The following is a 25,361-nucleotide window of genomic DNA, read 5'->3' as shown; positions in this document are numbered from 1 at the left end:
GACGTCGACCGGGACCGTCTGGATCTCGTTGTGCCCGCCGTTGGGAGTGGTGCGCACGACGGACACGGGTCAGAGCCGGGTGGCCACCTTTCGGGCCAGCTCTTCCAGCGGTGTGCGGTTCTCCGCCGGGTCGTTGAGGCGCACCAGGCGGATCGACACCCACCGGTCGGACCTGCGGAGGAAGACCGCCTCGTCCTCGGCGTACCCCTCGTCGCCGACGCCGGCCAGCGGCCTGAGCTTGTGTCCGAGGTCGCGGTCGATGTCGAGGTACTTCTTCGCGCCGTCCCCGACGAAGATCTCCACCTGGGCCGTCGGCCCGGTGACGGGACCGGTGTAGGTGCAGGTCTCCCGTACCGGTGTCGCGGGGTCGAGCGCTGTACCGGCCAGCTTCTCGGCCTCCTGCTTGGTCACCAGGGCGCAGGGGTCGACGGCCGCCGGGGTCGGTGACGGCGCCTCGGTGCTCTCCTCCGGAGTCCGGGTCGCCGGGGCCGGTCCGGCCTTGGAGGGGCCGGCGGCCGAGGACTGCCCGTGGCCGCCGCACCCGGACAGCGCGAGGACGGCGAGCACGGCCAGGGGCACCAGTGGCGACAGCGGGCGGCTGCGGTTGTGGTTCATCGGGATCCTCACAGTCTGCCTTCATGTCGGTGTCAGGACTTGCACAGCGGTACGTCCGGCAGCGTCTGCTGTCTGTGGACGAAAGGCGTCAGGCTCTCCTGCTGCACCTGGAAATTCATGGTGGGCAGGAGCTTCTTGAGGGCGGCCATGGCCACGGCGGAGACGGAGACCCCTACGCCCCCGCCGACCTTGCCGTCCAGCGTCGCCCCGACGCAGCGGGTGAGCGGGGCGCCGAGGGCCGAGCCGTTGGTCACCCCGAAGTCCATGACGAGCTTGGCGTAGGGGCCGGCGAAGGCGGCGGGCACACCGACTCCGACCTGAACCTTGAACTCGACGGCGGTGGCGATGCCGCTGACTCCGACGGAGATTCCGGTGATCGAGTCCATGATGCTTTTGATCACCGAGAGCTTCGGTGTGACGATCGAGCCGTTGACCATGCCTATGGCGCCGTCGAGCCCCCACTCACCGCCGGCGGTCACCGTGGTGTTGTTGCCGCCGAGCGCGGTGGCGACGCTGAACTTCCAGCTGATGTCGAAGGCGAACGGGGTCCCCGCGACCGGCAGGGTCATCCGGACCGGTACCTCCGCCCGGATCTTCGAGTTGTCGATGGCACCGTTGGCCGCGCCGGCGGCGATGTTGATCGCGACGCTTTTGATCCCCTCGACGGCGAACGTGGCTCCGTCGGCGACCCGACCGCCGGAGATCGGTACATCGCAACGGATGTGCAGCTTCTCCGTCTTCAGCGAGAAGTCCACGAAGACCTTGAGTCCGGCCGCGGCCTTGTGATCGAACTTCAGGCCGTACGCCCCCGGGCCGCTGTACGGCTGGGCCTTCCATTCCCCGAGATCCGCTGTGACGCTGCTCGACGTCGCCGGCGGCAGTGTGCCCCCGGCCGTCGTGGCGCGCCGGACCGGTCCTCGTGCGACCAGGGCGCCGACGCCTCCCGAATGCGCGGCGCGCACCGACGTCCGTCCGACCGCCCGCACGTTTGCCGGGACGCCCCGCGCGGCGTCCTTCACAGCGCCCTTCTCCGTGGCAACGTCCTTCTCCGCCTCCGCCGCGACGTCCGTCGGGGCATCCGCGGGCACGGTCAGCGCCCCGGGCAGGTCCGGAATCTCCAGGTAGTGAAGCGCGCCGCTGTCGATGTCCTGGTCCAGGGTGAGGTGGGCGTCGCGGAAGACCTCGGTGAACTCCACCGGACCCAGGGTCGCCACGACGTCACCGTGCACCCGATGCACCTCCTGCACCCGCCCCACCGCGCGGCTGGTGGCGTACAGGACCTTTCCGGGCCGAACGTCCTGGGCACCGCGGGCGTTTCCGTCGATGGTCCAGGTCAGACCGTCACTGGATGCCGACCGGATCGCTCGCGGTCCGTCCTCGACGATCACGACGTCGGGCTGGTAGGTGAGCGACGGATCACGGAGCGGCCCGGTCCCGTAAGTGAGCGCGGCTGCGGAGGTGCCGGCCGGACCGGCGCCCTCGTGCCCACGCCCGGGTACGCCACCGCAGGCCGCCGTAGTGGTCAGGAGGAGCGCGGTCGCGAACGCTGCGACCCGCCTCCCCGGGCGCGGCGCGCTCACCGCCCCCCTCCGGCGGAGAGCCGCGGCCCCCAGTGACACAGCCGACAGCAGCCGGATGATTCTCATGCCGTGACCCGTTCGCCATGGCCGACGCGCGCCGCGCCGCCCCCCTTGGACCATCTTCGACCGGCGTGTTCGCGTCCTGTTCAGGAATCCTTCGGGCCCGGTCGCTCCGTCGCCTCCTCACATACGGGCGGCCGCCGTCCGGGCGAGTTCGTTCAGCCGTCCGGCGTTGTCCGCCCTGTCCGCCACCACGGTCATCGCGACCCAGGTGCCCGACTTCCGGAAGAGCACGGCGAAAGTCCCGTGATCGGAGGCGTTGTAGGAGTAGGCCTCCTCGCCCACGCCGGAGAGCGGTTTCTTCTGGGCTCCCGCGAGCATGTCGTCGGCGAAGGCCTTGGCTTCGGCGCCCTGTACGGTCGAGGAGATCAGCACCCCTTCGTGCGAGTACTCGCAGCCCGTGGTGTTGAACTCGCTCGGCTTCGCCGTGACGGACACGCCTCCCAACTGCTGGACCTCCTGGACGGAGATGAGCCCGCAGGGGTCCGCCGGCGGCTTCTTCGCCGGGGATCCGCCGCTGTCGCCCGTGGCGTCCGACGGCGGCCGGCCGGCGGCCGCGGGAACCTCGTCGCCGGAGCCGCCGCACCCGGACACGGCGAGCGTCACGAGCAGGGTCGCGGTCAGCAGCGTCGCCCACCGCGAGCGTCTTCGGGACATCATCAGCCAGACCTCCTTGTCACCACCGCCGCCGAACCGGCGCCGTGCGAGGGCGGCGGCTCCGGCCCCGTACCGTCCGGCCCGGTCCACCGTCCTGATCAGCATGAACGCATGTGTTCGCGCCCGGTTAGGGAATTCTTCAGGTGACCGGAGGCGCCGCTCGCCGTTGACTCGGCGAGCGCGGCCCGCGCACTCGCGCGGAACTGCTGCGGGCGAGTCGGGCCACCCCACCCTCTTGAGTACATGGACGTGCACGTTTCGTGTTCCTGGGATCTCCTGGAAGGGTTCACGGCCGGATGGCAACGGCATCCGCCGCCACGCCGAATGCCGCAGGACCGAAGCGACGGGCCCCATCGGCGGACCGGCGGTCCAGCTCCACCCACCCTGAAGGAGTCACCCGTCATGACCGAACACCCGGGAGAACGGCCGCCGTCCGAGGCATCGGCTGTGCCGGGGCGGGGACCGTCCCGTCCACCGTCCGAGCCGTTGGCCGACGAGGCGGAGAACCATGAGGCATGGCTCGGCCGCAGCCGCATCGTGCTCACCCCGATCGCCGCACCGTCGATCCTGGGTCTGTTCGGCTTCGCCTCCTCGACGTTCATGGTGGCGTCCAACCTGGCCGAGTGGTGGGGCAACCGGCTCGTGTCGCCGGTGATCCTCGCCCCGTTGGTCATCTTCTTCGGCGGGCTGGCGCAACTGGCGGCCGCCATGTGGGCCTACCGGGCGCGCGACGCCGTGGCCACGGCTATGCACGGCACCTGGGGAGCATTCTGGCTTGCCTGGGGCATGATGCAGCTGATGGTGGCCAATGGCCTGCTGCCCCTGGACAGCGCGCTCAGCCGGGCGTTCGGCTTCTGGTGGATCGTTCTCGCCGTGACCACGATCTTCGGCGCACTCGCCTCACTCGGGCGGAACCTGGGCATGTTTCTGACCCTCGGCCTGCTCGCCGCAGGCTCGGCGCTGCTCGCGGCAGGCATCATCGGCGCGATCCACGGCCTGGTGCTGGCCGCGGGCTGGGTGCTGATCGCCTCCTCGGCCGCCGCTTGGTACACGGCGGGCGCGATGATGCTGGAGCAGTCCTACGGCGGCCGGATCATCCTGCCGCTGGGCCGGTGGAGCCTACGCGGCAACCTGCCCGGCCACAGGCAGACCCGACCCATCGAGTACACCGTCGGCGAACCCGGCGCCAAGGCCGGGCAGTAGCAGGGCCCGGCCTCATCCGCCTGGACGGTACCTCCGCTCGATGTGACCCTTGAGGTCGTCCGCATAGAAGTAGACCGGCCGCAGGTCACCCTTGGCGTAGCGTTCGGCCTGGTCGTCGAAGTGCGGTGAATCGGGGTGTCCGCTCGCGCCGCCCGCCGTCACCGCCCAGGCGCGCAGTCGCGGCCCGAACTCCACCACCGCCACGAAGCTGTTGCCGCTGGTGCCGTAGTAGCGCTTCGTTCCCGGGTAGGCCTTCGCTCCGAACGAGGCGAGAGAGCCCCAGCGCGATGAGGCGAAGGGCACCGGAATGCTCGGCTCGGCGTCGCTGAACTGCTGGACGATCGCTCCATCGTTGCGCTGGTAGCGATTGATGTCGCCCCAGGGCACCTTCCAGCCGCCGAAGTCCCGTACCAGTCGCCGTGTTGCGGTCTCGAGCGCGTCGAGTCGCTCCCCGTCACTGGCGCGGTCGGCCATGTAGTCCCACACCGGCATTCCTGCGTCCGCCGCCGCCTGGGACGTGAGCGCCCACATGTCCTCACCCCAGAACACGGCCACTGACGTCGCGGTCGACTTCGCGGACCACCGGTGGTCCCAGTCACGCAGCAGAGCGACAGGGCCGGCCAGCGTCGCCTTCTGCCCGTTGTCCTCGGGCAGTCGGTTCCACGCTGCGACGAGCCCGGGAACCAGCCGCGCGAAAGCCGTCAGATAAGGATCGAACGCGGCCTCGATCAGTGTCTGCGGGGTGAAGTCGTCACGCGCGGACAGCACCCGCTCCGCCTGTGGCCCGCGCGGGTTCTCACCGACCTTGTCGAAGTACCGGGGGTAGTCCGCCGCCTTGGGACTGTCCGCACCGGCAGCGGTCCACGGCCAGTTGTTCGTGTTGAACGCCCAGCCGTTCTTCGGGTTCACGACGTGCGGCATGCTGTCCAGGCTGTGCAGTCCGTGCCAGTCGGTCGCCGGATCACTGCCGTCGACGGGTCTGCGATAGTCGAATCGATCGTCTCTCACCGGCATGAACTGGGGCATCAGGAAGGCGATCTCACCCTTCGAGTCCGCGAAGAGTGTGTTGTTCGAGCTGTTCGCCTTCAGGCCCGCCACCCGGAGATAGTCCGCGTAGTTCCCCGTCGTGGTGCGCAGGAAGCTCTGCTTGAGCGCCTCGACGGGCTTGTTCATCAGCGCACACGCGATCCACTCGCCGTCCGCCTCGCGCACGATGGGGCCGTGATGGGTGGCGAACGTCGTGAAGCTGCGTGTGTCCTGTCCGCCCTCCTCGGTACGGAAGGACAAGGTGATCGTCGTCGTTGTGACGGGGCGCAGTTCGTTGCCGTAGCGGTAGTAGCGGATCCCGTCGGCCCCCGTCACGACCGTCTCGGTGAACTCGTCGACGTTGTCGACGCCGCTCGTCGTGTGCATCCACCCCGTATGGGCGTTGAAGCCCTGGTAGATGAAGAACTGGCCCCAGGTGGCGGCACCGTAGACGTTCAGGCCCTCGCCGCTTGTCACATGCTGTTCCGAGCGGAAGAAGAAGCTGGTGTGCGGGTTGATCAGGAGCAGCGCGTGGCCGTCACGCGTGTGGCTCGGCGCGATGGCGAAGCCGTTCGACCCCGTGGGTTCGCGCAGCACCAGCGCGCGTTCCTCGTCGGTCATCGGCACGTCCCGCTTGCCGTAGAAGGCTTCGAGCCGGGTGAGCAGCACCGACTCGATGTCGCCGCCGATGCTGCCCTCCGAGAAGCTCAGCGGCATCCACGGCTCGAACCGGTCGAGCACCCGCGGACGTACCTCGGGATGTGTCGCGAGGTAGTAGTTGAGCCCATCCGCCCAGGCCTGCATCAACGTGCGCAGCCAGGCGGGGGATTTGGCGTATTCCTTCTTCAGCTCCTCCGGGTCGAGGAACAGCCGCTGCCGCAGGTCCTGCCAGATGGCGCTTTCTCCCTCGGCCTCCGCGAGGCGGCCCAGGGCGACGAGGTAGTTCTGTTCGATCCGGTTGAAGTCGTCCTCCGCCTGCGCGTACATCATTCCGAACACCGCGTCGGCATCGGTCTTGCCCACGATGTGCGGAATGCCCCAGTCGTCCCGTGTGATCGTCACATGGGCGGCGTGTTGGTTCCAGCGGGCCTTTTCGGGCAACGTCTGCGGCGGTGCCGCGAACGCGGCTGCGGACGGTACTCCCGCCGCGGCCGCGGCCAGTCCGGCTGCCGTGCCCAGCACGCGCCGCCGACTCAATCCCGTTGTGCGCACCTGATCCACGATCTGCTCCACCTTCCATCCGGAAATCAACGGATCGTGCAGTTCACACGCTCGGGAGGCGGGCGGTCCGCGCGCGGGGCCCCGGCGCCTTCGGCCGTCGACACGCACAGGCGCCCCCGGCTGATCACTCACATCGGCAGTCTTGTCCGCGACACGGCCCACTGACAAGACCTCGACAACAGTGAACGGAATGCCGTCACGCATTTCCCAGCCCAGGTGCCAACGCCACGAATATGCCAGCTTGTTGTGCGGACGACGACCCCTTGTTCCACTCCGGAAGGCAGGAATAGCATCCGGCGCAATCGATCTTGGAAGGGGTCGGAGTGCCGAACAGAAAACGCCTGAAGCCGGCGCTGATGGCAGCGCTGATACCCGTAGTGGTGCTCGGCGTCGCCGCGCAGCCGGCGATGGGGCAGGTGCCCGCGCCACCGCCGATCAAGACCTACGAGGGAGATCCCGGCCGGCTCGGCGACGCGGCGAGCTGGCGTACACCTGAGTTCAACCGGGACGCCGGCCTGGTGTCGATGGGAGCCGAATTCGCCTACGCCGACGGCTACTCCGGCACCGGGATGAACATCGGCGTCGTCGACTCGGGCGTCTTCGCCGGGCACGTCCGGGAGCACGGAAGCCTGGACACGAACTACGCGGTCGGGGACCGCTACTTCTCAGTGGAGGCCCAGGGCGGCCGGACGGGTCCCACTCCGGGGTTCTACAACCCGGCGTTCAACGACAGCCACGGCACCCACGTCAGCGGGACCATCGGTGCGAGCCGCGACGGCGTCGGCGAGACGCAACCGGCCGGGCCGGATGCCAACATGCACGGCGTCGCGTTCAACAGCAACGTGTACATGGGCAACACCGGCAAGACGGACGGCGTGCTCTACGGTCTCCTGCCGGCGAACGCGAGCGCCGCGCAGACGCCGGACGACGCCTACATCGGCAATGTCTACCGGGCCGTGAACTCCGCCAAGACGGCGAACGGCGAGCCCATCAGGATCATCACCAGCAGTTGGGGCAGCCAGCCCAACACGGAGAACTACAACACGTATGACACGCCGCCCGGCAGCCCGGCGGGCTTCGGTCTGAACACGGCATGGCGCCTGTGGTCCACTCCGGACGGGGTCGTCGACGCGAACGGCAGCGCCGCCCACTGGCTGAACGGTGCCATCGAGGCCGCGCGTACCGGCACGGTCATCCAGTTCACCGCCGGTAACAGCGGCTACGTGAACCCGTCGCCGCGGGGCGCCGCGCCGTACTTCATGCCCGAGCTGGAGGGCAGCTGGTTCACGACGTCGGGGATCAACCCCACCCAGGGGCGCACGTTCAACCCTGACGGCTCCGTCCTGGTCCCCGGCCAGCAGACGTTCAACCAGTGCGGCGTCGCGAAGTGGTCCTGCGTGACGGCGCCGGCCAACAGCATCAACAGCACGACCGTGTCGGTCGTCAACGGCGTGCCCGAGCCCCGTTACGGCAGTTCGTCGGGGACGTCGATGGCCGGCCCGCACTCGGCGGCCGCACTGTCGTTGGTCATGCAGCGCTTCCCGTACATGACCAACGAGCAGGCGCTCTACACGATGTTCACCACCGGCCGGCAGAACAACACGATCAGTGACGCGGCGGGCAACGCCGTGCGGAACCCCACTGCCGGCCAGATCGTGCAGGTGCCGGACAGCCGCAACGGCTGGGGCACGGTCAGCCTGCGGGAGGCCATGAACGGCCCTGGCCAGTTCCTGGGGCCGTTCGTCGTCGACACGCAGGGGCGCGACGACGTGTGGTCGAACGACATCTCGGACGTCGCGATCCGGGCCCGCCAGCAGGAGGACGCCGCCGAGGCGGCCGACTGGGCGGCGACCAAGGCCGCCAAGGGCTGGACCAAGGGCCTGCCGGCCGGCGCGAGCGACGCCGACAAGTCGGACTACGCCATCGGGGTCCGCCGTGAGCAGGCCCGCGAGGCCCGCGCCTACGAGGGCAGCCTCACGAAGCGTGGCGCCGGCACGCTCTTCCTCACCGGCAGCGAGACCTGGCACGGGACGAGCACCGTCCTCGACGGCAAACTCTCGGTCGTCGGCTCGCACGCCAGCGCTGTCGACGTGCGCGGCGGAACGCTCGGCGGCAGCGGCACCGTGGGTGACAGCATCAACGTCAGCGGTGGCGTGCTGCGGCCCGGTCTCACGGCCGACGAGGCCACGCAGATCACCGGCGCTTCCGGCGCCACAGGCAATGTCCTGAACGTCGGCGGGAACGCGACCATCGGCAAGCAGGGTCGCGTTGCCGTCACGATCTTTGGCGACCGGGACTACACGAGCGTCCGGGCGGCGGGGAAGCTGGTGCTGGACGGTGAGCTGGACCTGAACGTGCGGGGCAGGCTGACCCCGGGCACCGTGTTCACGATCATGACCGGTAGCTCGATCAAGGGCGCCTTCCACGCGCTGCCGGAGAACCGGGCCCTGAACGCGGGCGGTTACCTGTTCCGGGTTTCCTACAAGAAGAACAGCATGACGCTGACCGTCATGGACGCGGTGCCGAACGACGGGAAGTAACCCGTGACCCGTTGACTCGACTCGCCTCGGGGCCTCGGGGCCTCGGGGCCTCGGGGCCTCGGGGCCTCGGGGAGAGTCTGCTTCGCTCGTTTTGAGGGGCCTACAGGATCCCCGATGCAGAAGGAGGGCGCACGCTGTCACTGTGGCGGTCCCGGCAATACGCGTTCCAGGGCTTCCCAGCCGGTGTCGCGGGCTTTTTCTTCCGCTTCTGCTTGTCCGCCGCCACGTAGGCCGAACAGGCGTTTTGCGACGAGCAGGTAGACGCTGATCGCCACATTGATGATCAGTGTGAGGATCTTGGTCGGTGTGATGCGCCCTTCGGCCAGTTCGTAGATCTCCGGAATGAGCAGTACCGTCGTGGCCACGAACGTCAAGTACTCCGCCCAGCGCTTGGTCAGCCACAGTCCGATCGCCTCGATGCCTTCGAGCACCGCGTAGGCGCCGAGGATCAGTCCGACTGCCCACAAGGTCGACGAGCGGACTGCGAAGGCCTTGCTCAGCTCGCCCAGCAGCCCCTGCCCGGATCTGCCGGTGGGTCCACCGATGCCGTTCTGCAGCAGGTCCATTGTTCGGTAGAAGGCGCCGCTGAGCCGCCCGCGTTCGTGTGCGAAGGCCAGTACGCCGATCGACAGCACGCCGAGCACCAGAAAGTGAAGCAAGCGGTCGAGCGCGATCAGTCGCAGTACATATCGGTCCCGCAGCGGCTTGCCGCGCAGCGGAATCTCGATCTCTTGACGCTCGGGCGGGAACTCCCGGTCCGGGTGCGCGGCCGGTCGTACCGGAAGCCAGGCGTCACAGCGCAGACACCGGTGCCAGTGAAGTCCGTCCCCGAAGTCCTTGACCAGGACCGCGTCCTTGTTGCGCACCTGCGCCGCGCTCGTGCCCTCCAGGCGGTGACCGCGCCGTGCGCACTCGAGGAGTTCGTACCAGAACAACCGGTGGCGCTTCGAGCCGACGCCGGCGGGCGAATCCCTGCCACTGTCTTCCGTCATGGTCAGTATCGTCTTGCCTCGAAGACGTCAGCGCAGCCCGGACGGACGGCCGAGGGCTCCCCTTCAGGAGGCGTCGTCGGGCCGTTCCTCGTGCAGGGGCTCCGGTGGTGGCTCGAAGCGGACCCGGATCTTCTGAAACCCCTTGAATGCCTCGGTGGCGGCGTACGACCGGTAGGCACGGCGGTCCGCCGGCGTCAGGTGCACCCGGTCCGTGAACGGCGTCAGCAGGCTTCGGGGCCACAAGCGCATGACCCGTACGGCCCCCACCTCGGCCGCCGTGATGAAGATCAGGGCACCGACGTAGAGCCAGGCGAGCAGGCCCAGGACGATGCCGAACAGGCCGTAGGTGGCGGTGGCCCCGCGCAGGACATGGCTGATGTAGTAGGAACCTGCCCAGTGCAGCGCCTGCCACGCGCAGGCTCCACCCAGTGCCGTGCCGACCAGGCGGCGCAGCGGCAGTGCCCGGTGCGTCAGCAGCCGATAAGTCAGGAGCAGCAAAAGGGTGTTCAGGCAAATGGATCCCACGGTGGCGGCGATCCAGGTTCCGCCCCTCAGCCGCGCGCCGAACAGGTAGGTCTGTGAGGCCGCCACCGACAGCAGAGTGAACGCGCACAGCCCGACCGCGAGGACCAGCAGGAAAAGCAGGCCCTTCAGCCGCGAGTGGAACGGATCCAGGCGGGCGTGCCGGGGGACGGCCCAGATTTTGTTGAGGACGTACTGCGCGGCCTGGCCGACGCCCAGTGAGCCGTAGAGGCTGCCCGCGATGCCTGCGGCGAGTGCGGCCCCGCTGCTGTGGAAGGAGTGGATGTTGTGCCCGAGCTGGTCGCCGATGACCGGGAACTTGCTCAGGGCCGAGTCCAGGACCCGCTGTCGCAGTGCGGGGTCGTTGCTGAGGAAGGTGCTCAGGATGGCGACGAGGATGAGGAGCAGCGGGAAGAGGGAGAGGAAGCCGTAGTAGGTGAGGATGGCCGCGAGGTACATGCCTTGGTCGTCGTAGAACTTGTACAGGACGGCGAGCGGCAGCCCCACCCAGTGGTGGCGTCTCTGGAAACCGTCGGCGCGCTCGAGGAATGTCATGGCTCGCGCTTGCGCCGCGCCGGCTGTCGGGCGGACCGCATGCTCAAACGCTATAGAAGAACACCCCCGCGCGCCCGCCCAGGCAGCACGCGTACAACGCTGGTACCACGGCCCCGGACCGCCTCTCGTTTCACCGCAGACCGACCGGGAAACACCGTAATCGCCTTTCGTATGAGAGAGGCCCGATGCCGAAATGGAGGAAGGGAACGGGAAAACGCCGATCACCGTCCCGGCGCGCCGCCGGGCTGCCCACGCTGCTCGCCGGTGAGGGTGGCCACCGCAAGGGCGCCGGCTCGGACAGCCGAGGCGAGACGGAAGCGCCGCAGAGGAGGCGCGGATGAAGGGGCCGGCGACGGCCGCCCGGGCGCTCCTGGGACGAGGGGTCCAGGCTCTGGGCGGTCCCGCCCGGGCCAGGGTCGTCCTGGCCCTGGCTGCAACCTTGGCGGTGGACGGTGCGGACAAGGGCACCGTGTCGGCCATGGCCTCCCAGCTGGAGCGCACCTTCGATATCGACAACACCCAGATCGGGCTGTTGGTCTCGGTGGTGGCGTTGTCCAGTGCCGTGTTCACCGTCCCCGTCGGACTGCTCACCGATCGCACCCGCCGTACCCGGCTGCTCGCCATCAGCGTGTCGCTGTGGGCCGTGGCGATGATTCTGGCCGGTGCGAGCACTTCCTACATGTGGCTGCTGTTCTCGCGCGCCGCGCTCGGAGCAGTCAGTGCCACCGCGGGGCCCACGATCGCCTCATTGATGGGCGACTACTTCCCCGTCAAGGACCGGGCTCGCATGTACGGGTTCGTGCTCGCCGGCGAAATGGTCGGCACGGGTCTCGGCTTCACCTTCTCCGGTTCCATCGGGTCCTTCCTCACCTGGCGCTTCGCCTTCTGGTGGCTGGTGATCCCCGCCGGTGCCCTGGTCCGGTTCCTGCTCCGTCTGCCTGAACCCACGCGCGGCGGCCAGTCACGCCCCGAGTGCGGCACCGAAGACGATGCCCCGCAGAGGGCGCAGCCGGCCGGCTCGGACCGGCACGACGCCGATCTGGCCGGGAGAGCCGCGCGGCGCGCGCACGTCGAACCCCACGAGCACCTCGTTCTGCACTCGGACCCGCGCAGAGCCTCCAAGTGGTGGTCGATCCGCTACGTCCTGCGGGTACGCACCAACCTGGTCCTGATCGCGGCGTCCGCCTTCGGCTACTTCTACTTCACCGGACTGCGCTCGTTCGCCACCCTTTACACCACCAGCCACTACCGCGTCTCCACCTCCGTGGCCACCTCCCTGGTGCTCGTCGTGGGCATCGGAGCGCTGGCGGGCGTCCTGTCCGGAGGGCGGATCGCCGACCGGCTACTGCGCGGCGGAAGGGTGAACGCCCGAACCCTGGTGCCCGCCGTGTGCATGTTGGGCGTCCCCCTCCTGCTCGCGCCGGCCATCCACGTCTCCTCCCTGGCCGTGGCCTTGCCACTGCTGGTCGCCGGCACGCTGCTGCTGGGCGCGGCCAACCCGCCCCTGGACGCCGCACGGCTCGACATCCTCCCCCCACTCCTGTGGGGCACGGGCGAAGGGGTGCGCACCATGCTGCGAACCCTGTGCGAGGCCGCTGCACCCACCCTGTTCGGCTACTTCTCGACCACCGTCTTCGCCGACCACGGCCGCGACAGCGGCACGGGCCTGCAGGACACGCTGCTGTTCTTCCTCCTCACCCTGATCGCCGCCGGTCTGCTCGGACTGGCCGCGATGCGCAGCTACCCCCGTGACGTGGCCACGGCGCAGGCATCCACCCGACGGATCGAAGAATCCCTCCGCGAACACCGCGAGCGGGAGAACTGAACCGGCGGCGGCTGGGCGGCTTGATTCCGTCGGCGGCCTCGGTGGCCTCTGTCCTGGTCGAGCAGGTCCCTGTCCTCGTCGTGCGCCCGAGGGGCAGGCACGACGAGGACCCGGTTGCGGTGGGACGTCAGCACTTGTCCACGGGCGTGCCCGCCACGAGCTCGTACTGCGCACGCGCGTCGAGCAGCAGCGGCACCAGCGCGCGCATCGACTGCCGCAGCGGCACGAACGCGCCGTCGCGCTCGGGCCGCACCGTCACGCCATGCAGGGCGAGTGCGTCCTTGACGTCGGCGTACTGGGCTGCGGTGAGCCGGTAGCCGCAGGGCGTGTTCTTCAGTACCTCGGAGGGCTGGGCGGGCTCGTTGTCCGCGCCGCCGAGGTAGACCGGGCCGCGGTCGCTGTAGCCCGCCGCCCCGGCGGAGTGGGTGGCCGACACGATCTGGCCGTGCCGCTCCCTGGTGAAGTCGAACAGTCCGCCGAGAGCGGAAAGGTGGGACTGCACGCGACGACGGTGGTTCAGCGCCGGGTCGGCCTTCTCGGCGTCACTGAGCGCGTCGACGCGGCTCTCGATGAGCAGGCCGACGGAGTGCTTGACCCCCGCCATATTGCGCAGGATGCGTTCCTGCCCGTCACCGGCGGTCTGCTGGAGGGGCTCATCGGTGACCGGGTCGGTCCAGATGCCGTACGTGCCGGTCGAGTACCCGGCACGGTTCGCGGCCGGCCGTACATACGAACCCGACAGGGCTTCGGCCGTCTCGTGCACCTTGGGATCGGTGTTGAGATTGCGCGGCCACAGGTCGAAGAGGTCCTTGTCGTAGTACTTGGGGGTGGCGCCGTACTCGTGCAGGTCGTAGATGACGTCGGGCTTCTGGTCGCGGATCACGGCGGCCATGGCTCGTCCTTCGGCGGTCTGCAGGGCGAGGTGGTCGCGGTTGATGTCGACGCCGTCGGAGTTCCCCCGGGTGTTGGCGGCGCGGCCGTCCGGGTTGGCGGTGGGCACGACGAGGAGGGTGCTGTGGGCGAGCCAGTCGCGGGTCCGCGCGTCCTGCGCGAAGGAGAGGTCGCGGATGGTGGTCAGACAGGCCTCGCGTCCGGAGGGCTCGTTGCCGTGCTGGGAACAGATCAGCAACACCGTTTCCGCGGTGCGGTGTTCGCCGATTCGTACGAGCTGGAGTGGGCGCCCCTGCTTGGTGCTGCCGATCCGGGACACGGACATCCGGACGCTGGCCCTGTCGACGGCGGCGAGGAAGTCCTGCTCCTCGGGCTGGGTCGTCCAGCGCGCACCGCCGGAGGTTTCGAAGCCGGTACGGGGCGGGGAGTCGGCGGCCTGCGCGGGCACCGCCACCAGGGGTGCGGCGAGCGCGGCCGTCGCGATGGCCAGGGCGAGGGTGCGGGTACGGCGGGGTGTCATCGGACACTACCTCCCGGGATGCGGTGGACCGGGCGCGGCGGGGCCACGCCCTCGGAACGGAACGCGTGGGGGGGGTGACAGGCAACCTAGCCCGGAAGATCAATTCCACTGAAGATGATTTCCAGACACACCATGAACACGTCAAACGGGGCGCAACCGGGCCGGCACCAGCACCACGGTGCGGCTCCTCACCGGACAAGGCCACCACCGGATACGTCCGCTGCGTAGGCGGAACGCAGCGGTGTCCGGTTCTCGCCAGTCCGCGGTAAATGCCTGGACTGAGAAGCTCTCACGGCGGGAGACTTCCGACTTCCGAACCTCCGGGAGTGTGATGGGGACAACCGATACGCGAGGCCCGACGCCGGGCACGAGCGCGTTCGTTCTGGCACTACGCCGCTACGGCCGGGAACTGCTGCGGCTACGACGGCTGGCCCTGCCCGCGCTGTTGTTGCCGGCCGTGGGCAACATCGGCATCCGCTACGTCGCCCCCCTGCTGATCGCCAAACTGGCAGGACAGGCCGCCGGCGACGGCGGTCTCACCCTCAGCTCGGCGCTGCCGTACGTGCTGGGCTTCGGCGTGACGCTGCTGCTCGCCGAGACCGTGTGGCGGATCGGGCAGCACTGTCTGAACCGCGTGGACGCCCTCGGCATGGAACACCTGTACGTGAGCGGCATGGACGAACTCCTCGCCAAGGACGCGGCGTTCTTCCACGACAACTTCGCCGGCTCCCTGACCAAACGGGTGCTCAGTTTCGGTAAACGCTTCGAGGACTTCGTCGACACGGTGACGTACCGGATCGTGGGCAGTCTCGTCCCTCTGTTGTTCGGTGCCGTGGTGCTGTGGAGCTACGAACCGATGCTCGTCGCCGGCCTTCTCGTGATGATCGCGCTGACCGTGGTGGCCGCGACCCCTCTGATCCGTCGCCGGCAGAGGCTCGTCCACGACCGTGAGGCCGCGATCGCCCGGGTCTCCGGCCACGTTGCCGACAGCCTCGTGAACATGGAGACCATCCGGGCGTTCGCAGCCGAGCGGCGGGAGGCCGACGAACACCGCAGCCGTGTCGCGGACTCCCGACGCCTGACGCTGAGGTCGTGGGACTACGGCAATCTGCGCGTCGACACCCTGGTCGCCCCCATGTCCGTACTGACCAACGTGCTGGGTCTGTTGGTCGCCATCGCCTTCGGTGGCTCGGGCCAGGGAGTCGAGGAGATCGTCGTCGCTTTCACCTACTACTCCAACGCCACACAGATCATGTTCGAGTTCAACCAGATCTACCGACGCCTGGAAAGCTCGATGACCGAGGCCGCGCAGTTCACGGAGCTGCTGCTGGATCCGCCCACCGTGCTCGACCCGGCGACACCCGAACCGCTCGCACCGAGGGACACAGGCATCCGCTTCGAGGCGGTGACCTTCGCCCACACGGGTGCGAAGCCGATTTTCCGGGGACTCGACCTGGACGTGCCCGCAGGCGCACGGATCGGTCTCGTCGGCAGGTCCGGAGGGGGCAAGACCACGCTCACCCGGCTCCTGCTGCGGATGTCGGACATCGACGACGGACGCATCCTGATCGGTGGTCAGGACATCAGCCGACTGTGCCAGACCGACCTGCGCTCACTGATTGCCTACGTCCCGCAGGAACCCGCCATGTTCCACCGCAGCCTGCGGGACAACATCGCCTTCGCCCGGCCCGCCGCTACCGACGAGGAGATCCGCGCGGCGGCCGCGGCCGCGCACGTCACGGAGTTCGCCGACCAACTCCCCGACGGCTTCGCCACTCTGGTGGGGGAGCGGGGAGTCAAACTCTCGGGCGGCCAGCGCCAGCGCGTCGCCCTCGCCAGGGCCATCCTGCGCGACGCCCCGATCCTGCTGCTCGACGAGGCGACCAGTGCGCTGGACTCGGAGAGCGAGCTCCTCGTCCAGGACGCCCTGTGGCGGTTGATGGACGGACGTACGGCCCTCGTGGTCGCCCACCGCCTGAGCACCGTCGCCGGCATGGACCGTCTCGTCGTCCTCGACCGCGGAAGCGTCGTCGAGCAGGGCACCCACGAGGAACTGCTCGCGGCGGACGGTGCCTACGCCAAGCTGTGGCAGCACCAGTCGGGCGGCTTCCTCGGCGAGAGCAACGAGTCGGCCCTCGAAAGCCCGGTCCCAGAAGCCGGTCCCATCGGGCCGCCAGGACCAACCGACCCGGCGCCGGACGGGGGCCGCAGGACGTCGTCGCACGCTCGTACGAGCACCGGGTCGACGTGACCGAGTCGGTACCCGTCAGGAAGAGCCACGGCGGTCTGCGCCGCGGTCCAGGCACGACCTGATCAGTGCGGCGTCGCGGTCGAGGGCGGCACGGGACCGCTCCTGCCACCTGACCTCCAAGCGGAACCGGTCGTCCGCGGTGCGGGGAAAGACGTGCACGTGGAGGTGGAACACCGTCTGATCGGCGGCCTCACCGTCGGCCAGGAACACGTTCACTCCCTCGCATGGCAGCCCCGAGCGCCGCAGAGCCCGCGCCAGCAGGTGGACGACGCGGAACAGATGGGCGACCAGGGTCTCATCGATGTCCTCCAGACCTGCCGCGTGCGTCTTGGGGATGACGAGGAGGTCTCCAGGCGCAGCCGGGTGGATGTCCATGAAGGACAGGGCCAGCTCGTCCTCGTACACGCGGCTGGCCGGCACCCGGCCGGAGACGATGCCGCAGAAGGCACAGGCCGGATCCCCGGCGAACAGCCCCATGGACACAGCATGCGACAGCGGCTCTGCTGCCGCTCCTGGCCGGGCCGCCTCCCACCCCCGATCACTGGTCGTACCTGCCACGTGAACGGCACGGTCCTGTCCGGGGGCCGTCCTGCTCACCATGCAGCGCATGGCGCGACACGGGACGCGCGGTCGAGCGGGCTCGTACCTTGCGTCCCGGTGCACGTTCGCCTTCCGGCTGCTCGTCCGGTCCTGAACCCCGCGGGCCCGGGAAGCCCACCGGAGCAAGCGGCGATCAGCCCCCACTGCCCGTGGGACTCGCGTCAGACCGCGGCCGGCTCGACCACGCTCGCCGTGGCGACTTCGCTGCGCCCGCGTACGGCGTGGACGCCGATGGCGAACAGCGCGGCGAAGAACACGTCGTCGGGAAGGAGGAACCAGCGTCCGGGCAGCCCGAGGGCGCCGAGCAGACACGAGACGATCAGCGCGACACCGATCCACCAGGGCAGCGTCCGGGCACGCAGCACGGCAATGCCCAGGCAGACCGCGCCGACGAGCAGGCACAGCAGTGCGACGCCCTCGAAGACGGCGAAGCCGGACGGCTGCTCGGTGGGGATGCCGCCGTGGTCGACCAGGTACGGCTTGACGAACCCCTCGATGACTCCCTCGCCGATGTTCAGCATCACCAGCGCGGCGAAGATGCCGGCATAGCCGACGACGTGCAGCTTCGGTGCCCGATGCGCGAAGGTCAGGATGACGGGCAGCCCCAGCGCGATGATGACGTCCCCACCGACCGCGATCCCCTCGAACAGCGGCCAGAGGTGGTAGCGGAAGACCTCGTCGCCGCTGCCCGGCGCGAGGAGGTTGGCGGCGAGGTAGCCGAACGCCGCGACGACGGTGCCGACGATGAGCGCCCATCCGGCCAGGCGCTTGAGGTTCATGGTCATGGTCTCCTCCTGCGTTGTGCCGCCACTCGGCGGTGCGCCGTCAGCGTCGGCCCGGCGGTGCCGGGGCGTCGTCGTACTCCGGTCGGCACCGGGTCGTTCGCGGGTCGCGATCCGCACGAGGCGAATACGACGTTCGGATGACGCCGCCCGGCTGCACCCGCCGGTAGCTTGCGGATGTGATGCTGAAGACGGCACGCGCCAAGTCGCCGGCGCGAGAGGAGTCGGAGGCGCCGGCGAGTCTGCGGCGCGCGCCGGCGGGGTTGCTGCCCGACGCTCTGCTCGCGCTCGCGATCACCGGCTTCGCCCTGCTCGACATCGTCTTCGATCTCGACAACTCGACCCGGTACGGCCCCATGCCGCCCCTGGTCGTGTCCACCCTGGTGGCGACGCTGGTGCTGGCGCTGCGGAGGCTGGCCCCGCTCGCCACGGCCGTGGTCGTCGCGGTCGCGATCGCCGGACCGATGCTGGCCACCCCGCTGACGTTCACTCTGTGGGGCGACTTCCTGCCCCTGCTGCTCGCCACCTACTCGGTGGCCCGGCACGGTGAACGCGTGTCCGCGTGGCTCGGCGTCGCGGCGACCGCCACCACCGTCGTACTCGTGATGCTGCGCAACCCGGACGCCGGCACCGTCAGCAACATCCCGTTCGCCGCGGTGCCGATCGCCATCGTCTTCGTCGCCGGCCGGGTGCTGAGTGCCCGGGCCCGCAGCCACTCCGACAACCAGGACCGGGTCCAGCGGCTGGAGGCCGAGCGCGAAGAGGCGATCCATGTCGCGCTCGCGGAGGAACGCACCCGCATCGCCCGCGAACTGCACGACATCGTCGCCCACTGCGTCAGCGTCATGGTCGTCCAGGCGGGCGCCGCCGAAGACCTGCTCGACCGCGATCCGTCCCAGGCGCACGCGCCACTGCGCTCGGTTCAGGAGACCGGACATCAAGCGGTCGGCGAACTGGGACGGATGCTCGGTCTACTGCGCGGGGAAGCGACACGACCCGCGCTCGAGCCGCAGCCGGGCACCGCGAACCTGGCCGAACTCATCGAGCACATGGTCGGCGTCGGGCTACCGGTCTCACTCACCCTGGAAGGCCCGGCCCGACCACTGCCGCCCGGCATGGACCTGACCGTCTACCGGGTGGTCCAGGAGGCACTCACCAACGCACTCAAGCACGCCACACCCACCACAGCCCACGTGCTGCTGCACTATGACGAGCAGTCCATACGGGTCAGCGTGCGGGACACGGGGCGCACAGGCTCGCCGGCAAGGTCGGCTTCGAACCGGATCGGCCACGGGCTACTGGGAATGCGTGAACGGGTCGGACTCTACGGCGGCACCCTGGAGACGGGACACGCCGACGGCGGCGGCTTCGCCGTGACCGCAAGCCTGCCACTGCAGGCGGCCCCCCGATGATCCGCGTCCTGCTTGTGGACGACCAAGCCCTGGTCCGCGGCGGCTTCCACTCCATTCTGAGCGGCCAGGACGACATCGAGGTCGTCGGCGAGGCGGCCAACGGCGCGGAGGCAGTCGACAGTGCGCTCACCCTGCTGCCCGACATCATCCTCATGGACATCCGGATGCCGCGCATGGACGGCATCGAAGCAACCCGCCGCCTGCTGCAGGACGGGCGCTGCCCCGCACAGGTACTCATCCTCACCACCTTCGACGAAGACGAGTACGTCTACCAAGCACTGCGCGCGGGAGCCAGCGGCTTCCTCCTCAAGAGCGCACCACCGCGCGAACTCGCCGGCGCCATCCGCACCGTCGCCGCCGGCCAGGCGCTACTGGCCCCGGAGATCACCCGACGCATGATCGAGGAATACGTACGCCGCCCGCGCCCCGGTTCGCACCAGCCCACCGGGCTGGAGAAACTGACCCCACGCGAGCATGAAGTGCTCGGTCTCATCGCCCGCGGCCGCTCCAACGCCGAGATCGGCGCGGAACTCTTCCTGAGCGAGCCGACAGTCAAGACCCACGTGACCCGCATCCTCGCCAAGCTCGGCCTGCGCGACCGAGTCCAAGCCGTCGTCTTCGCCTACGAGCACGGTCTCGTCCAACCCGGCCACTCGCCTCACGAGTGACCAACCCACGGCTCCCCGGCACCGTCTCGCCCCAGCGCGTCCAGCCGTACAGGTGGCACCCGCCCTCGGACGCGGCAAGACCCGCTGAGCGCGTTTCCAGAAGTCCTGCGCGCAACTGCCGGGGAGCAAGGTCACGGGAGACGATATGGGGGTGGAGGTGAGGCGAGCCGACGGCGGGGTGATCGCGGTCGACGTGGTGGGGGAGCCGGACGCGCCTGCGGTGCTGTTCTGCCACGGGCTGGCCGACTCCCGGCTGGCCGCGTACGACTTCGCGGACGCGGCCCACGCGCTCGGACTGCGCCTCATCGCCCCGGATCGCCCCGGCATCGGCGGCACCGACGCCCGTCGCCTGCCACGGGTCGTGGACTGGGCGGCGGAAGCCACCCTGGTCCTGGACGCGCTGGATGTCGGCTCGGTGGCGCTGCTCGGCGTCTCGGGTGGCGGAGCGTTCGCGGCCGCATGCGCGTCCGAGCTGCCTGATCGCGTCCGCCACCTGCTGCTCGTCGCGCCCCTCGGCCCGCCTGCCTGGCCCACTCGCGGGATGGCAGCCGGGCAGCGCGCGTCCTTGCGGATCGCCCGGCACGCTCCGGCCTTCGGCGGCTGGTTTCTGGACCGCCTGGCCACGCTGGCGCGCCGGGCACCAGGGCTGTTCCTTCGCCTGGCGACCAGCGAGATGCCCGCCGGCGACCGGCGTGCCCTCGCCGAGTCTGACGTGCGCGCGGCCTTCCTGACCAACTACCTGCGAGCGTTCCACCGCGGCGGCTGGGGCGTCGGGCAGGATCTGCGCGTGCTGACCCGGCCCTGGGGCTTCGACCTCGAGTCGATCAGGGTGCCCACGTCGATCCACCAGGGGGATGCCGACACCACCGTCCCGCTCCAGCACGCCCGCCGCTTCGCCGCGGCGATACCGGGCGCACGCCTTCACATCCATCCCGGCCAAGGCCACTTCTCGATCCTCGCCGCACCCGAGCGGACGCTGGCGACACTCGCCGCATAGCCGATCGAGGTTGTCGGCGGAGACTACGGCGAAGGGCTCGCGGGACCTGGGCGGCGCGGCGGCTGCGCTCATGAACGCTTCAGGAACCTCAAATAAAACGCCACGAACACCAGGACGATTCCGATGTTCACCATCAGCCGCTCCCAGAACTGGTGCCTGAAGAACAGGACGTCCACGCCGACCACGACGACTATCAGCGCGACCACGTAGAACACGACAGCTGTCTGTCTTGCCATCCTTCCTTTCTACTCCGTGCGGTCGCGGCAGCCGTGCCCCTCGCAGGAGGGAGTGAGGTGACGTCAGCCGGTCGTGCTGCCCGCGACCCACTGGCTCCATGGCATGTTCCAGTCGCTGAGGCCGTTGTCCGGGGCCAGCACGGTCCTGTCATCGGAGTTCTTGACGATCACGACGTCACCGATCATCGAGTTGTCGAAGAACCACGCGGCGGGCTGCTTGTCGTCGTTGCCGCCCTTGACGTCCTTCAGGCCCACGCAGCCGTGACTGGTGTTGGCCTTGCCGAAGATCGAGTCGGCACCCCAGTAGTTGCCGTGGATGAACGTGCCCGAGGCCGACAGGCGCATGGCGTGCGGTACGTCCGCGATGTCGTACGCGGGCTTGCCGTTCTTCTTCGTGAGGCCGACGGTCGCACCGTTCATGCGGATCTGCTTGAACTTCTCGGAGATGACCATCTGACCGTTGTACGTCGGGTGATCAGGGCTGCCCGAGGAGATCGGGATGGTCCTGATCGTCTTGCCGTCCCGTACGACGGTCATCTGCTTCGTGCCGGCGTCGACGGTGCTGACCTGGCTCCGGCCGATCTTGAATGTGACCGTCTTCCGGACGCCGTGGAGGTCGAGCTTGACGGTGACGGTGGAGCCGGGCTCCCAATAGTTCCTGGGGCGGAAGTCCAGGCGGTCGTTGTTGAACCAGTGACCGACGACTTGCTGGCCGCTGCTGGAGCTGACCTGGATCTTCGACTGTACGGCGGCCTTGTTGCTGATCGCCTTGTCGAAGTTGACTGTCACCGGCATGCCCACGCCGACGGTGGAGCCGTCCTCGGGGGAGAGATGCCCGATGAAGCCGTTGGCCGGGGAGACCGTGGTGAGCGTGGCGTTTCCGGTGGCGGAGCGCCCCTTGGCGTCCTCTGCCTCCGCTGCGACCTGATACTTGGTGGCCCGCTCCAGCCGGCCGTCCGGCTTCCAGGACGTGCCGTCCGCGGACAGGGTGCCCGGAATCTCCGCGCCGGTCGCGACGGCGGTCATGGTCACCTTGGTGAGTTTTCCGTCACTGACGGTGACCTTGACGGGATCGCTGATCCCGACCCTGTGGGCACCTTGTGCGGGCGTGATCTTCACTCGGGCCTCGGAAGCGTCCTGGGCGGCCGGCTGATCCTCCCGCGTCTGCGATTTCCGGTGCTCCCCGGCGGCGTTGCCGCTGGTGGCAGCGTTGCTGGTACCGCCGAGGGCCGTGACTGCGAGTACGCCGCCGAGTACGCCGGCCGTGGCGACCAGTCCGGTGCGTCGTGTACGTGCGGTGATCAAGCGCTTCTCCCATGCCGCTGTTCTTCGGATCCCTGGAGCTGGTTGTCCGAGGGGTGCAACTAGCTCTAAAACTACTTATGCACATTGATCCGTCCCAAAATGGGTAAAGTGTGGCGAAGGCCACGCGCCGTCGGGCAAGTCGCCGAGGGCCTGCTCGATGGCCGGACGAGGGCGCTCTGCTCGACGTCGAGCAGAGCGGGTTCCGGTACGAGGGCTGGGGCGAGCGGCCACCCGGGCTCGTCCAGGCGTGGATCACGTGCCGGCGTTCGTGCGGGGCAGCGCCTGGACCAGTAGGGCCGCGGTCGCGAAGATCACGCCGATCACCGCGACACCGATCGAGTTGCCGATCTGCAGGCCGGTGGTGAGCACGCCGGAGGCCGCGCTCCGGTCGGTCTGCAAAGAGGGAATGGCGACGTTGACGATGAAGAAGTCGAGGGTGGTGATGAAGACGCCGGCCACCACGGTCGCAGGATCAGCCGATGCGGCGCGGCCGGGCTCCCACCCGTCGGCCTGGGCGGCGACGGCGCGGAGACGCTGCGGTAGGCCTCGGTGGTCATCGTTCGCACTCGTGATCGATTGGGGTGTTCACCCGGCGCCCGCGGCCGGGCGGTCCTCCGGGTCGGCGAAACGGGCCACTCCCGGCACCAGCAGGCTCGACGCCGCGACGACGATTCCCCCGCCGGCCAGCGTGGCGCCCGCGCCCACCATGTCCACGACCGGGCCGACCAGCGCGTACCCCAGCGGAAGAAGGGCGTACGCGCTCAACTGGTCCAGCGCGAACACCTTGCCCAGGACGTTGCTCGGGAAGGACCTCAGCATCGCCACCGTGCCCGGCGCCTTCGGCCGCCAGCGGCCCGCGACGGCGATCCCCGGCAGCGCGCCGACCGCCATCGAGGCCAGCACCACGCCGTAGGCGACATCCCCGCCGAAGTGTTCCCGGGACACCACCGGCAGCAGGGTCAGCGCGGTCGCGCTCCCGGCGAACAGGTGCAGGCAGACCGTGAACATCACGGCCATCGCCCACGGCCTGCGGCGCGTCGCCCGCAACCCGTGCGCCGCGTCGGCGAGCACCGACCGGCGCTCCGCCCCCGAGGACGGCGCGTCCTCCGGAACCCGCAGCACCGTCAGCGCGCCCAGCGCGAACACCACCCCGGCCAGCACCAGCGCGGTGCGCGCGCCCACCAGCGAGACCCCGGCCAGCGCGCCGAGCACCGCCGAACTGCGGTGCGCCGCGGCCACCAGGGCGTTGCCCCGCTCCAGCAACGCGTCGGGCAGCAGCGTCGGGATCAGCGACCGCGCGGCCGGCCGGGACAGCGCCTCCCCGGCGCCCATGAGCATGGTGAGCAGCGGCAGCAGGGCGAGCGGCAGCCAGGGCAGCGCCGTGGCGGCCGCCAGGATCAGCACGGCACGGAACAGGTCGGCGCCGAACAGGATCCGGGTGCGCCGCGCCCGGTCCGCCAGCAGCCCGCCCGCCAGCAGGCACACCACGAGCGAGATCGCGCGCCCGCCGAGGACCAGGCCGATCTCGGTGACCCCGCCGCCCGCGTGCAGCACGTACAGGCTCAGCGCCACCGGCAGCAGTTGGTCGCCGACGGCGCCGCTGGCCTGCCCGAGCCACACCCCCGTCACGCGCGGGGGAGTCCGCCGGGCCGACCATGCCGATGGTCACCAGGGCCCGGGCGACCTTGCCGGCGTCCTGCGCGCCCAGCGCCTCGACCAGTCCGGCGACGTCCAGTTCGGGGCCGCGGCGCAGCGCGCGCAGTATCGGGGCGACCGCCCCGGGCAGCCGCGCGGAGCGGGTGCCGGTGGTCAGCAGGGCGCTGCCGTCCGGCTCGTCGGTCACCCGGAACACCACGCCGTCGCGCAGCCGGTGGGGCCGCTCCGCCGGGTCCGGCACCGGAAGCACGGGGACGGGCGCGGGGACGTGGGTGCGGAAGGCGTCGCGGCGCACGGCCCAGAGCACGTCCCCGGGCTCGGCCTTCTTCGCCGCCGCGGCCAGCCGCTCCGCCGCCTCGGCGAGTACGGAGCGGGCGAGGTCCTCGTCGTCCTCCAGGACGTCCAGCGACACGGTCTCCCGCAGCCAGACGTCGTCGTCGACGGCCCGGCGCACCAGTTCGGCCAGCAGGTCGTGCCGGGTGACCGGCGGGACGGCGATCGTGAGGTGGATGGAGAGCTCCTCCCGCGTGCGCGGCGAGTGGAAGGTGCCACGCGGGAAGTACAGCGAGTCGCCCTCGCGCAGCACGAGTTCGGCGAGCGGCTCGCTCGCCGCGCGCAGTTCGTCGCGGCGGCGGTCGGTGGAGAGGAACCAGGCGTGCCGGGGCAGCGGTGCGGTGAAGGGCTGGTCGCGCAGCTCCCAGCTCTTGCTGCCGGTGATCTGGAGGACGAGGACGTCCTCGATGTCGTAGTGCAGGTCGACGCCCTGCGAGTGCGGCGGGGTGACGAAGGCGTTGATGCGGACCGGGTGGCCCAGTTCGGCCGACAGCTCGTGCGCGAAGCGGCGCAGCGGCGGGTGCACCCGCTGCAGTGAGCGGATGATCAGGGTGTGTCCCGAGGCGAGCGCGGCGCGCACAGTGTCCGTGGACACGAAAGGCGGCGCGCCGGGGGCGTCGCCCTCCTCGGCGACGCTGCCGCGGTCCGCGGGCGCCTCGACGTTGTCGCGCAGCAGGCGGACCGAGGAGGTCCGCAGACCTGCGGCGAGGACCTCGTCGAGGGCCTTTGGGGAGAACAGGTCGGAGAAGTCGCGGGGCAGTTCGGCGGCGGTGCTGTGCAGGTGCCGACGGCCGAAGATCTGCTTGCGGAAGATGTCCGCGGAGGTCGAGGTGCAGCGATCCAGGGCCATGGTCTGCTCCCGTCTGGTGGTCGGATCGTCGGATGCCGGCAGGGGCCGGGGCCAGGGGCGGTGG

The 25,361-nt window shown here is 69.7% G+C and carries 20 protein-coding genes and 1 pseudogene; 7 read left to right on the top strand and 14 right to left on the bottom strand.

Annotated elements, in window-relative coordinates; genetic code table 11:
- Positions 1-69: 69 nt before the first annotated feature.
- From ACF09J_RS30655 to ACF09J_RS30645, 3 genes are all read right to left on the bottom strand, one after another.
- Positions 70-615: a hypothetical protein gene (locus tag ACF09J_RS30655; RefSeq protein WP_392308709.1), complete on the bottom strand. Its 546-nt coding sequence runs from the start codon at positions 613-615 to the stop codon at positions 70-72.
- A 32-nt stretch (positions 616-647) separates the two neighbouring features.
- On the bottom strand, positions 648-2,195 hold the full coding sequence (locus ACF09J_RS30650) for a hypothetical protein (protein ID WP_392308708.1): 1,548 nt from the start codon (positions 2,193-2,195) through the stop codon (positions 648-650).
- A 183-nt stretch (positions 2,196-2,378) separates the two neighbouring features.
- Complete coding sequence (locus ACF09J_RS30645) at positions 2,379-3,017, bottom strand: DUF3558 family protein (protein ID WP_392308707.1); 639 nt, start codon at positions 3,015-3,017, stop codon at positions 2,379-2,381.
- A gap of 381 nt (positions 3,018-3,398) precedes the next feature.
- Between ACF09J_RS30645 and ACF09J_RS30640 the strand changes: the two genes are divergently transcribed.
- Positions 3,399-4,115 (top strand): acetate uptake transporter, encoded by a 717-nt coding sequence (locus ACF09J_RS30640; protein WP_392308706.1) that lies wholly within the window; start codon positions 3,399-3,401, stop codon positions 4,113-4,115.
- Between the two features lie 12 nt (positions 4,116-4,127).
- On the opposite strand, the gene ACF09J_RS30635 is transcribed toward ACF09J_RS30640, so the two are convergent.
- Positions 4,128-6,323, bottom strand: coding sequence for a penicillin acylase family protein (locus ACF09J_RS30635; RefSeq protein ID WP_392308705.1), 2,196 nt, complete (start codon positions 6,321-6,323; stop codon positions 4,128-4,130).
- 362 nt (positions 6,324-6,685) lie between these two features.
- On the opposite strand from ACF09J_RS30635, the gene ACF09J_RS30630 reads away from it, so the two are divergent.
- The gene (locus tag ACF09J_RS30630) at positions 6,686-8,902 is read left to right on the top strand and encodes a S8 family serine peptidase (protein WP_392308704.1); all 2,217 of its coding nucleotides are present in this window, start codon (positions 6,686-6,688) and stop codon (positions 8,900-8,902) included.
- Between the two features lie 137 nt (positions 8,903-9,039).
- On the opposite strand, the gene ACF09J_RS30625 is transcribed toward ACF09J_RS30630, so the two are convergent.
- Together ACF09J_RS30625 and ACF09J_RS30620 are read right to left on the bottom strand one after the other, a co-directional pair.
- Entirely contained in the window at positions 9,040-9,894 is an 855-nt protein-coding gene (locus tag ACF09J_RS30625; protein ID WP_392308703.1) for a DUF2127 domain-containing protein, read from the bottom strand.
- Between the two features lie 63 nt (positions 9,895-9,957).
- Positions 9,958-10,971, bottom strand: a complete 1,014-nt coding sequence (locus tag ACF09J_RS30620; RefSeq protein WP_392308702.1) for a YihY/virulence factor BrkB family protein — start codon at positions 10,969-10,971, stop codon at positions 9,958-9,960.
- Positions 10,972-11,308: 337 nt separating this feature from the next.
- On the opposite strand from ACF09J_RS30620, the gene ACF09J_RS30615 reads away from it, so the two are divergent.
- Complete coding sequence (locus ACF09J_RS30615; protein ID WP_392308701.1) at positions 11,309-12,796, top strand: MFS transporter; 1,488 nt, start codon at positions 11,309-11,311, stop codon at positions 12,794-12,796.
- Positions 12,797-12,923: 127 nt separating this feature from the next.
- Here ACF09J_RS30615 and ACF09J_RS30610 read toward each other — a convergent pair whose 3' ends face one another.
- Entirely contained in the window at positions 12,924-14,207 is a 1,284-nt protein-coding gene (locus ACF09J_RS30610; protein WP_392308700.1) for a M14 family metallocarboxypeptidase, read from the bottom strand.
- 331 nt (positions 14,208-14,538) lie between these two features.
- On the opposite strand from ACF09J_RS30610, the gene ACF09J_RS30605 reads away from it, so the two are divergent.
- A complete protein-coding gene (locus tag ACF09J_RS30605; RefSeq protein ID WP_392308699.1) occupies positions 14,539-16,458 on the top strand; it encodes an ABC transporter ATP-binding protein in 1,920 nt (639 codons plus the stop codon).
- A gap of 15 nt (positions 16,459-16,473) precedes the next feature.
- On the opposite strand, the gene ACF09J_RS30600 is transcribed toward ACF09J_RS30605, so the two are convergent.
- Both ACF09J_RS30600 and ACF09J_RS30595 read right to left on the bottom strand, forming a co-directional pair.
- Complete coding sequence (locus tag ACF09J_RS30600) at positions 16,474-16,935, bottom strand: HIT family protein (protein ID WP_392308698.1); 462 nt, start codon at positions 16,933-16,935, stop codon at positions 16,474-16,476.
- A 284-nt stretch (positions 16,936-17,219) separates the two neighbouring features.
- The gene (locus ACF09J_RS30595) at positions 17,220-17,843 is read right to left on the bottom strand and encodes a hypothetical protein (protein ID WP_392308697.1); all 624 of its coding nucleotides are present in this window, start codon (positions 17,841-17,843) and stop codon (positions 17,220-17,222) included.
- A gap of 179 nt (positions 17,844-18,022) precedes the next feature.
- On the opposite strand from ACF09J_RS30595, the gene ACF09J_RS30590 reads away from it, so the two are divergent.
- The 3 genes from ACF09J_RS30590 to ACF09J_RS30580 all read left to right on the top strand — a co-directional run bounded on the left by ACF09J_RS30590 (position 18,023) and on the right by ACF09J_RS30580 (position 20,917).
- On the top strand, positions 18,023-19,252 hold the full coding sequence (locus tag ACF09J_RS30590) for a sensor histidine kinase (protein ID WP_392308728.1): 1,230 nt from the start codon (positions 18,023-18,025) through the stop codon (positions 19,250-19,252).
- Positions 19,249-19,920, top strand: coding sequence for a response regulator (locus ACF09J_RS30585; RefSeq protein WP_392308696.1), 672 nt, complete (start codon positions 19,249-19,251; stop codon positions 19,918-19,920). The genes ACF09J_RS30590 and ACF09J_RS30585 overlap by 4 nt, the downstream gene beginning before the upstream one ends.
- A 151-nt stretch (positions 19,921-20,071) precedes the next feature.
- On the top strand, positions 20,072-20,917 hold the full coding sequence (locus ACF09J_RS30580) for an alpha/beta fold hydrolase (protein ID WP_392308695.1): 846 nt from the start codon (positions 20,072-20,074) through the stop codon (positions 20,915-20,917).
- 68 nt (positions 20,918-20,985) lie between these two features.
- Here ACF09J_RS30580 and ACF09J_RS30575 read toward each other — a convergent pair whose 3' ends face one another.
- The 5 genes and pseudogenes from ACF09J_RS30575 to ACF09J_RS30555 form a co-directional block, all read right to left on the bottom strand.
- The gene (locus tag ACF09J_RS30575; RefSeq protein ID WP_392308694.1) at positions 20,986-21,153 is read right to left on the bottom strand and encodes a hypothetical protein; all 168 of its coding nucleotides are present in this window, start codon (positions 21,151-21,153) and stop codon (positions 20,986-20,988) included.
- Between the two features lie 63 nt (positions 21,154-21,216).
- A complete protein-coding gene (locus tag ACF09J_RS30570) occupies positions 21,217-22,458 on the bottom strand; it encodes an Ig-like domain-containing protein (RefSeq protein ID WP_392308693.1) in 1,242 nt (413 codons plus the stop codon).
- A 252-nt stretch (positions 22,459-22,710) separates the two neighbouring features.
- On the bottom strand, positions 22,711-22,920 hold the full coding sequence (locus ACF09J_RS30565) for a hypothetical protein (protein ID WP_392308692.1): 210 nt from the start codon (positions 22,918-22,920) through the stop codon (positions 22,711-22,713).
- Positions 22,921-23,043: 123 nt separating this feature from the next.
- Complete coding sequence (locus ACF09J_RS30560; protein WP_392308691.1) at positions 23,044-24,087, bottom strand: MFS transporter; 1,044 nt, start codon at positions 24,085-24,087, stop codon at positions 23,044-23,046.
- A 562-nt stretch (positions 24,088-24,649) separates the two neighbouring features.
- A pseudogene (locus ACF09J_RS30555) lies at positions 24,650-25,297 on the bottom strand (JmjC domain-containing protein); the annotation flags it as partial.
- Positions 25,298-25,361 lie beyond the last annotated feature (64 nt).

The sequence above is a fragment of the Streptomyces sp. NPDC014889 genome (assembly GCF_043081205.1).
Taxonomy (GTDB): Bacteria; Actinomycetota; Actinomycetes; order Streptomycetales; family Streptomycetaceae; genus Streptomyces.
Note: the sequence above shows the minus strand (reverse complement) of the source record. Positions and strands in the feature narration are given on the sequence as shown.